Below are 8,454 nucleotides of genomic sequence, written 5' to 3' on the forward strand. Positions count from 1 at the left end.
GACCGACCAGTGTCTGCACATGACCGGTCGCGGCTGAAGCCGCTCCCACAGGAATGCTGTAGGAACGGCTTCAGCCACGACCGGTGATGCCGTGCCCTGCATTCTTAATGCAATCCTTTCACCAGCACATCGAGCAACTGCTCATTCCGATCCAGGCTGTGCTCCCAATACATCACACCACCCAGCCCATGCGCCTTGACGTAAGCAGCCTTGAGCGCGAGCGACTGGGGATCTTCATAGCTGATAAAGGTACGCGTCTGCGCATTCCATAGATAAGGCGCTTGCGCCTTGTCGTCCCAATAGCGCACGAAGCCCTGCTTGCCGATATAGCCGGCCAGCAGCTCTTGCCACGACGGCGCGCCGACGAACTTTTCATAGGGCTGTTGCACGCCGCGGTGCTCCGGGGTGACGCCACCGAATGCACGGCCGTAGAACGCCACGCCTACATTGAGCTTCTTGGGCGGTACACCAGCGGCGAGGAACTGCTTGATTGCCTTGTCCGCCGATCGATCGCTGGCCGGCGCCAGCGCCGACAGATACAGCCCAGCATGATGGCCTGTTGTCGACGTCAGGCTCGTATGGAAGTCGTAGGTCATCAGGTTGAACCAATCCAGTGACCGCGAAACACGCTTCAACTCGATGCCGGCGACAAACTCGCTATCGGCCGCCGCGATGGTCAGCAGATAGTGCTTGCCGTCGTGTGCCTTGCCGAGCCGATCCAGCGCACCGCGCAGGTTTTCCAGCAGCAGACTGAAATTGCGCCGATCCTCCGGTCGATGGCTGATGCCCGGTCCAGGCAGGGTCGGATATTCCCAATCCAGGTCGACGCCGTCCAGGTCGTAACGCTCGATCATGGCCACAGCGCTGGCGCTGAAGCGTGTGCGCGAGGCGTCGTCCAGCGCCGCCTCCGAGAAATGTCCGGCGCCCCAGCCTCCTACGGAAAGTACGATGCGCAGCTGAGCATTGCGCTTGCGCAAAGCGACCAGATCCCCCAGCGTCGTGGGTGCCGTGGGATTTTCCAGTACCACTTCGCCCTGAGGACTGACTTGCGCGAACGCGAAGTTGATCACATCGAGCTTCTCGGGGCTGATCCCCGGCAGCGGCCGTCCCGAGCCGACGTAACCCACGATGCGGTAAGCCCCCGCACCCCATACCGCCGGCGCCAACACCAGCAATGCCACCAGCAAGACCCTACGAATCAACCCGCTATACCTCATGAGATCCCCCGCGAGCCGACAGCTCGACGCCGATATTGTTCCGACTGGAAAGCAACCACTATACTTCCGCGACTAATCTCCATGTACCAGCCGGAATCGTGGGAATGATCTTGATGACTCGACTGCAAGTGCTTGGCCTGACCATGGCCGTAACCCTCCTTGCCACCGCCGGTGCGCATGCGGAGGGAGACAAGGCCGCCGGACGTAAGCTCGTCTATACCTGCAACGGCTGCCATGGCGTGGAGGGATACAGCAACGCCTATCCGCAGTATCCGGTACCGAAAATTGCCGGCCAGAACCAGCAGTTCATCGTCAATGCGCTGCATGAGTACAAATCGGGCGAACGCAATCACCCGACCATGACGGCTCAGGCACAGAGTCTGTCCGACAAGGACATCGACGATATCGCCGCCTATCTCTCCAGCCTGGCCAAGTAAGCCGTCAAGGATTCCTCCGCATGAAACGTACGCTCACCCTGCTTTCATTCGGCGCCGCCCTGGCGTTCGCTTCCACCCAGTTGCTGGCTTCGGGCAACCCCGATGCGGGCAAGCAAAAAGCCGCCGCGTGCTTCGCCTGTCACGGTGCCGACGGCAATGCCGTCGATCCGCAGTACCCGCGCCTGGCCGGCCAATACAACATGTATCTGCAGCAGGCGCTGCATGAGTACAAGACCGGCCAGCGCTCCAACGCGATCATGAAGGGCTTTGTCGCGACGCTTTCCGATCAGGATATCGAAGATGTCGCGGCATACTTCTCCAGCCTGCCGACCAAGCTCGATACGCTGCATGGGCATATCCAGGGCGATAAGCAGTGAAGGTGTGAGGCAGGCAGCCCGCTTTGCAGGCTGTGAGGAGTGAGGTCGGCCGCTGGCGCGGCCTATAAGGGGAAAGCGTCCAGGCCCACCGGCTCCTGCTTTTCTCTCCTCACTCCTGACAGTGCGCGATCTCGCAATTACCCGAGCGCCGACTGCCCCTCGGCCTTCTTGTAGTATGGATTGCTGCCGCCGGCGTGATCTGTGGCATCGCGCACCTCGGTGATTTCCGGCACGCGTTCGCGCAGGGTCTTTTCCACGCCCTGCTTGAGCGTGACGTCAACCATGCCGCAGCCATGACAGCCACCGCCGAATTGCAGAATCACCACACCGTCAGCGTCGATTTCAAGCAGGCTGACGCGTCCGCCATGCGAGGCGATCTTCGGGTTGACCTCTGCCTCAAGCACGTAACGCACACGCTCGACCAATCCCGCTTCGGCACCGGGTAGCTCGCCCTTGATGCGCGGCGCGCGGATATTGAGTTGCCCACCGGTGGCATTAGGTTCGTAGTCGATGCTGGCACCATCCAGCCACGTCGCGCTGGCGCCGTCGATATGAAACTCGAAGCCTTCGCATTCAACCGTCCACTCCTGGCCGGTCAGTTCGTTGCGTTCGCAGAATTCCAGCTCGCAGTTGGCAGCGGGCGTGCCCGGCTGGGTCACGCTGAGGCGAATACCGAGGCCTTCGATGCCTTGGTTGGAAAGCAAGCGGCGAAAATGTTGTTGCGCGCGCTCGGAAATCTCGATCATGTTGACTCCGGATGATCTTGCTGCCGCCGGGAAACGTGGCGGCCGAAACAGCACCATTTTAGTACTGTTTTGCATTGCGTGCATAAATTTCGCTTCATGCGACATTTAGCGGTGCGGTTCTTTACACTTGCTTTCCCGTTCAAGGAGTTCCATGCATGTCCGACCTCGCCAGCCAGCACTGCCAGCCGCGCAAAGGCGCCGAACATGCGCTCGATCGCGCGCGCATCGACGAACTGCTCAAGCAGTTGCCAGGTTGGACAGTCACCGCCGATGGCAAGGCCATCGTCAAGGACTTCAAGTTCGCCGATTTTCATCGCACGTTGGGCTTTATCAATGCAATCGGCTTCATGGCCAATCATGAAGATCATCACCCGGATATCGTGGCGGGCTACGGCCATTGCCACCTGCTTTGGTCGACTCACGACGTCGGCGGCTTGTCGTTGAACGATTTCATCTGTGCCGCCCGCGTCGAGGCGCTATTGGCCCGCTGAGCATGCCCCAACTCCTGCGGCGTACTGCCTGGACCGCCAGCTTCGTGCTGGCGGTGGCTGTGCTGTTCTGGGCCATGGCTGCCCTCGCCGCCTGGATGACCCGCATCGAGTTGCGAGAGCAGGCACAACAACGCCTTGCCGCCTTGCACGCGGGCTTGCCTCTCTGGAGCTGGTCGCCACGCCAGCCGAATGACCTGATCGCAGGCCACGCCTTTGGCAAAGCGCATTTACTCACCGGCATTGAAGGCGTGGACAGCGTCAGCGGCAACGGTTCGGCTTTCGAACTGGGTTTGCCCCTGGGCCAGTCGATCGACTTGCGGCATTGGCCGGTACTGCGCATCCGCGCCAAGAGCAGTTCCCCTGGGCAGCTCGGCCTGAGCTGGGAAACGGCCGCGCCAGCGCGTTGCCAGATCGCCGACGCCGCCTCCCTGAGCCCAGTCGCCACCGACATCGTCATCGACCTGCGTCAGCTGCAAGCCCAAAACGCCGGCACTGCGCCGGCCGACTGCTCGCTACCGCAAGCCGCAACGGCACTCCGTTTACGACCGACGATTCCCGCGGGCGCCTCCTGGCTACTGAAAGAAGTCGCAGTGATCGCCGTGCCACCGGTCGCGCCCCCCAGTCAGACCAGTCTGGTGCTCGGCGGCGATTCGGTGGACGCACGCCGGCACTACGATCGCTGGATGTCCGACGCTGCCGTGCCGCTCGTGCGCCTGCCCATGACAGTTCCCGCCGAGGATCTGCTTGCGCTACGCGATCGCATCCTCGCGCGCCAGCCAGGGGCCGTGCTCGCTCCGGACAGCACGCCGCTCATTCCACATCTGCGCACGGCGCTACCGCCATGGCTAGGTTGGGCGCTATGCGCGCTATACCTAGCCTGGCTACTGGTGGCGGCGCAATATCGCGCGCCCGAATGGATAGCCCTGCTGCTGATCCTGCTCGGCCCGCTCTGGCTTATCGTCGGCCTGCAGTGGCAACTGCGCCCATCGGTTCCCGCCCTGACCAGCTTTCTGGGCGCACTGGCGTTTGCAGCATGGCGGGAATGGCAACGTCCAGGGGGCGTCGTCGCGTGGCACTGGTTCGGCCAAGGGTTTCGGTCATGGCTGCTGCCACTGGCCCTGGTGGCGGTCGCTTACGGCTTAGTCATCGCTTTCGGCCATGGCCGCCTCAAGCCCTTGCCTTGGCGGCATGTCCTCCTTTACTTAGCCTGGGCCAGCTTGCAGCAGTGGCTGATCCTCGTCGCAGTGATGGGGCGCTGGGAGCGCTGGCGCTGGCCGGCCGCTGTCTGCGTGGCTGCTGCCGCCACGGTATTCGCCCTCCTGCACACGCCCAACGGCCTGCTGATGCAGCTATGCCTCGCAGCAGAGCTGTACTGGGCCTGGTGCTTCATACATACGCGGTCGCTGGCGCCGATCGCCCTGGCACATGCGGCGGCGGCGCTCATCGTCGAAGCCGGGTTGACCGGGCCGTTGTTGCGGTCGCTGGAAATCAGTGGGCGCTTTTTTCTTTGAGGTGCCATAGGCGGGCACCTCGCAAACGGCTATCGCCGTGGACTTCGAAATACCTCGATCTTCGTCGTCGCTCCGGCGTACGCCGTGGCTTAGCGCCTTTCGATCCGAACGAAAGGCTCTGACGGCAGGAGGCCTCAATCGCCGCGGAGCCTGCCTACAGGCCCTTTCGTGGCAAGCACATCCAGGAAGTTCTTCAAGTCTTGCGGCAGGGGCGCCGAGAACGAGTAAGCGCGCCCGCCCACTTCGAAACTCATATGCGAGGCATGCAGGAACAGGCGGTTAAGGCCCCAGGCCTTGAAGCGCTTGTTGGCTTCACGGTCGCCGTACTTGGCGTCGCCGGCAAGCGGATGGCCGATATGCTGGGCATGCACGCGGATCTGATGCGTGCGACCTGTACCCAAGGTCGCTTGCATCAGCCGGGCGCCGGGGTATTGCTCCATCTCACGGAAAAACGTCAACGATGGCTTACCGTTATCGGCGACTCTTACCATGCGTTCTCCACCCTGGAGCACCGATTTGGCCAAGGGCGCGTTGACATCGAATTTGGCCTTCGACGGATGCCCGACCATCAGGCACAGGTACTGCTTGGTCACGGTGTTAGCGCGGATTTCCTCCTGCAGTCCGGTCAACCCGGCCCGAGTCCGGGCAAACACCAGCACGCCGCTCGTGTCGCGGTCGAGGCGATGAACCAGCTCCAGGTGTTCGTTCGGCCGCGCCGCCCGCATCAGCTCGATCGCTCCGTGACTGACCCCGCTGCCGCCATGACTGGCAATGCCGGCCGGCTTGTCGATCACCACGAAATGGCGATCCTCGAAGATGACTGTCTCAGCCAACTCCGCGACCATCCCTTCGGGGGGGCCTTGGTCTGCCGGACGCTCGGCCACCCGTACCGGCGGGATGCGCAACATATCGCCCTCGGCCAGACGGGTGTCTGGCTTGGCTCGCTTGCCGTTGACACGCACCTGACCGGTACGCAGCAGGCGATAGATCATGCTCTTGGGCACGCCCTTGAGCAGGGTCAGGAGCGCATTATCGATACGCTGACCGTCCCGCTCGGGGCCGACCTGGACTTGACGCACACCGTGAGGAGCGTCGTGGGAAGTTACCGTTTGCATTGAAAAAAACCTGACGAGATAGGATACTCGACCGGCGCTGCGCCCCGTCCAGCCAGATGGCTTGAAAGGATGGGGCGGCCAGCCCGCCCGCGACGCCGGCGAGGATAGCGCTGGCCGCCTACTTGGCAGCCGGTCGCTGCTCCCTTTCATCGTAACGGTTCGGGTTGCCGTTTGTCCGGTATCTCAGGGGTACTTTGGACTTTCGAGCGTAGCCGAAAGAATCACCCCCGGAGCCAGAAAGGGTTCCGTCACAAGCTGCTTACCGCAGCGGCGCGATCCCCGGCAGGCCGCCTCCACGGCGCCACCGCGGCACGCGACGAGCGGCAGGCCGAGGAAAAATTACAATGAAGCGTATGTTGATCAACGCAACTCAGCGTGAGGAGTTGCGTGTGGCCATCGTCGATGGTCAAACCCTTTACGATCTCGATATCGAAATTCCGTCCCGCGAGCAGAAAAAAGCCAATATTTACAAGGGCCGGATCACTCGCGTTGAAGCTTCGCTCGAAGCTTGCTTCGTGGACTATGGTGCCGAGCGCCACGGCTTCCTGCCACTGAAGGAAATCGCCCGCGAGTACTTCACGCCGGGGCTGGACCCCAACCGTTCGAATATCCGCGACCTGCTCAAGGAAGGTCAGGAGATCGTCGTCCAGGTCGAGAAGGAAGAACGCGGTAACAAGGGTGCGGCACTGACGACCTTCATCAGCCTGGCCGGCCGGTATATGGTGCTGATGCCCAACAACCCGAAGGCCGGTGGCGTTTCGCGCCGGATCGAGGGCGAAGACCGTCAGGCCCTGAAGGAAGCCCTCGAGCATCTGACGGTACCGGACGATGTCGGACTGATCGTGCGCACCGCCGGCATGGGCCGTGACGCCGAAGAACTGCAGTGGGATCTCGACTACCTGCTGCAACTGTGGCGGGCGATCTCCCAGGCGGCCAGTGCCCAGAAGGCCCCGTTCCTGATCTACCAGGAATCGAAGCTGTTCATCCGCGCCTTGCGCGACTACCTGCGTAACGATATCGGCGAGATCCTGATCGACGAGGAATCGCTCTACAGCGATGCCCGCGAGTTCATGCAGCAGGTCATGCCCAACGCCCTGCGCAAGCTCAAGCTGTACCGCGACGAGACCCCGCTGTTCTCGCGCTACCAGATCGAAACGCAGATCGAGAGTGCTTTCGAGCGTAGCGTCCGCCTGCCGTCCGGCGGCTCGATCGTGATCGACCAGACCGAAGCACTGACCGCCATCGACATCAACTCGTCCAAGGCGACCAAGGGCAGCGACATTGAGGAAACCGCGTTCAACACCAACTGCGAAGCAGCGGTGGAGATCGCCCGTCAATTGCGGATCCGCGATGCCGGCGGCCTGATCGTGATCGATTTCATCGATATGGACAGCCCCAAGCACCAGCGCGAGGTCGAGGAGCGCCTCAAGGAGGCCCTCAAGCTGGATCGTGCGCGCGTGCAGATCGGCCGCATTTCGCGTTTCGGGTTGCTCGAGATGTCACGCCAGCGTCTGCGCCCGAGCCTGGGCGAAGCGACCCAGATCGTTTGCCCACGCTGCGAAGGCCATGGCCATATCCGCGGCGTGGAATCGCTGTCGCTGTCGACCCTGCGCCTGATCGAAGAGCACGCAATGAAGGACAACACCGGCCAGGTGCTGGTGCAGGCTCCGCCGAGCGTGGCCAACTTCATGCTCAACGAGAAGCGCGCCAGCGTGGTCGAAATCGAACTGCGCAACAAGGTGCACGTCGTCATCGTTGCCGACGACAAACTCGAAACGCCGCATATCGAGATCCAGCGTATCCGTGAAGCGGAGATGGGCGAGCACAGCAAGCCCAGCTACGAGCGCCTGACCGCCGTGGAAGCGACGGCCCTCCCGAAGATGGGCCAGATGCTCGGCAGCAGCGAACAGCCGGCAGTCAGTGGCATCGTGCCGGCATCGCCGGCACCGATGCGCGAGGAAACCGCGGCCGCGCCGCAGCCGGCCAAAGCTGCCCCGCAGTCCTCAGCAACGGCTCCTGCAGCAAAAGGCGGCTTGATGGGATGGTTGCGCGGCCTGTTTGGCAGCGACGCACCCGTGGCGCAGGCGCCGGCAGCCGTCCCGGCCCCTTCGTCGCGCAGCGAAACGCGGAATGCCGAAGCACGCGGCAACCGACGCGACGAACGCAACCGGGCCCAAGGTAGCCGCCAGGGGCAACAGCCCCGGCGTGAGCAGGCCCAGAAAGGTGGCGGCACGCAGCAACAGGGCGGTAGCAAAGCGCAAAACACCACACAGGGCCAACCGAACCCACAGCAGCGGCAGCGCAACGAGGCCCGGCAACAGCAAGCCACGAACAAGCCGCAGGACGGTGGCCGACCTGAGCGCCAGCCCAAGCAGCAGCCCGCGCAAGAAACCGTGCAACAGGGCAACGAGCGTCGGCAGCAAGGACAGCCGCAGGCACAACAGCCCAAAGCCGAGCGTCAGCCACGCCAGCAACCACCTGTGGCGGCAGCGGCTGTAACGTCGGCCGAAGCTCCCACAATCGATAAGGAACTCCCAGTGGGCACCGTTGCGGTTACCAC

Annotated in this window: 8 protein-coding genes; 5 read left to right on the forward strand and 3 right to left on the reverse strand. The window is 62.8% G+C overall.

Translation table 11 applies throughout. The features are described from left to right. Nucleotides 1-104: 104 nt before the first annotated feature. Nucleotides 105-1,202 (reverse strand): glycoside hydrolase family 18 protein, encoded by a 1,098-nt coding sequence (locus tag VIM98_RS13760; protein ID WP_331993677.1) that lies wholly within the window; start codon nucleotides 1,200-1,202, stop codon nucleotides 105-107. A 128-nt stretch (nucleotides 1,203-1,330) separates the two neighbouring features. On the opposite strand from VIM98_RS13760, the gene VIM98_RS13765 reads away from it, so the two are divergent. Both VIM98_RS13765 and VIM98_RS13770 read left to right on the forward strand, forming a co-directional pair. Then, entirely contained in the window at nucleotides 1,331-1,654 is a 324-nt protein-coding gene (locus VIM98_RS13765; protein ID WP_331993678.1) for a cytochrome c, read from the forward strand. A gap of 20 nt (nucleotides 1,655-1,674) precedes the next feature. Next, complete coding sequence (locus tag VIM98_RS13770; RefSeq protein ID WP_331993679.1) at nucleotides 1,675-2,031, forward strand: cytochrome c; 357 nt, start codon at nucleotides 1,675-1,677, stop codon at nucleotides 2,029-2,031. A 137-nt stretch (nucleotides 2,032-2,168) separates the two neighbouring features. On the opposite strand, the gene VIM98_RS13775 is transcribed toward VIM98_RS13770, so the two are convergent. Beyond that, the gene (locus tag VIM98_RS13775; RefSeq protein WP_331993680.1) at nucleotides 2,169-2,777 is read right to left on the reverse strand and encodes an NfuA family Fe-S biogenesis protein; all 609 of its coding nucleotides are present in this window, start codon (nucleotides 2,775-2,777) and stop codon (nucleotides 2,169-2,171) included. A gap of 155 nt (nucleotides 2,778-2,932) precedes the next feature. Here VIM98_RS13775 and VIM98_RS13780 point away from each other — a divergent pair, with 155 nt between their 5' ends. Together VIM98_RS13780 and VIM98_RS13785 are read left to right on the forward strand one after the other, a co-directional pair. Continuing rightward, nucleotides 2,933-3,268: a 4a-hydroxytetrahydrobiopterin dehydratase gene (locus VIM98_RS13780; protein ID WP_331993681.1), complete on the forward strand. Its 336-nt coding sequence runs from the start codon at nucleotides 2,933-2,935 to the stop codon at nucleotides 3,266-3,268. 2 nt (nucleotides 3,269-3,270) lie between these two features. Then, a complete protein-coding gene (locus tag VIM98_RS13785) occupies nucleotides 3,271-4,779 on the forward strand; it encodes a type II CAAX prenyl endopeptidase Rce1 family protein (RefSeq protein WP_331993682.1) in 1,509 nt (502 codons plus the stop codon). 134 nt (nucleotides 4,780-4,913) lie between these two features. On the opposite strand, the gene VIM98_RS13790 is transcribed toward VIM98_RS13785, so the two are convergent. Further along, nucleotides 4,914-5,894, reverse strand: coding sequence for an RluA family pseudouridine synthase (locus tag VIM98_RS13790; RefSeq protein WP_331993683.1), 981 nt, complete (start codon nucleotides 5,892-5,894; stop codon nucleotides 4,914-4,916). Between the two features lie 344 nt (nucleotides 5,895-6,238). On the opposite strand from VIM98_RS13790, the gene rne reads away from it, so the two are divergent. After that, nucleotides 6,239-8,454, forward strand: a 2,216-nt coding sequence (gene rne / locus VIM98_RS13795; protein WP_331993684.1) for a ribonuclease E, incomplete at its 3' end; no start/stop codon positions are given.

It is taken from the genome of Dyella sp. (genome assembly GCF_036568765.1).
In the GTDB taxonomy this organism is placed as follows: Bacteria; Pseudomonadota; Gammaproteobacteria; order Xanthomonadales; family Rhodanobacteraceae; genus GSA-30.

Bases quoted from the DNA above. Each gene is read 5' to 3' on its own strand.
- VIM98_RS13765 (WP_331993678.1), top strand. From the start codon at position 1,331: ATGACTCGACTGCAAGTGCTTGGCCTGACCATGGCCGTAACCCTCCTT.
- VIM98_RS13770 (WP_331993679.1), top strand. From the start codon at position 1,675: ATGAAACGTACGCTCACCCTGCTTTCATTCGGCGCCGCCCTGGCGTTC.
- VIM98_RS13785 (WP_331993682.1), top strand. From the start codon at position 3,271: ATGCCCCAACTCCTGCGGCGTACTGCCTGGACCGCCAGCTTCGTGCTG.
- VIM98_RS13790 (WP_331993683.1), bottom strand. From the start codon at position 5,894: ATGCAAACGGTAACTTCCCACGACGCTCCTCACGGTGTGCGTCAAGTC.
- VIM98_RS13775 (WP_331993680.1), bottom strand. From the start codon at position 2,777: ATGATCGAGATTTCCGAGCGCGCGCAACAACATTTTCGCCGCTTGCTT.
- VIM98_RS13780 (WP_331993681.1), top strand. From the start codon at position 2,933: ATGTCCGACCTCGCCAGCCAGCACTGCCAGCCGCGCAAAGGCGCCGAA.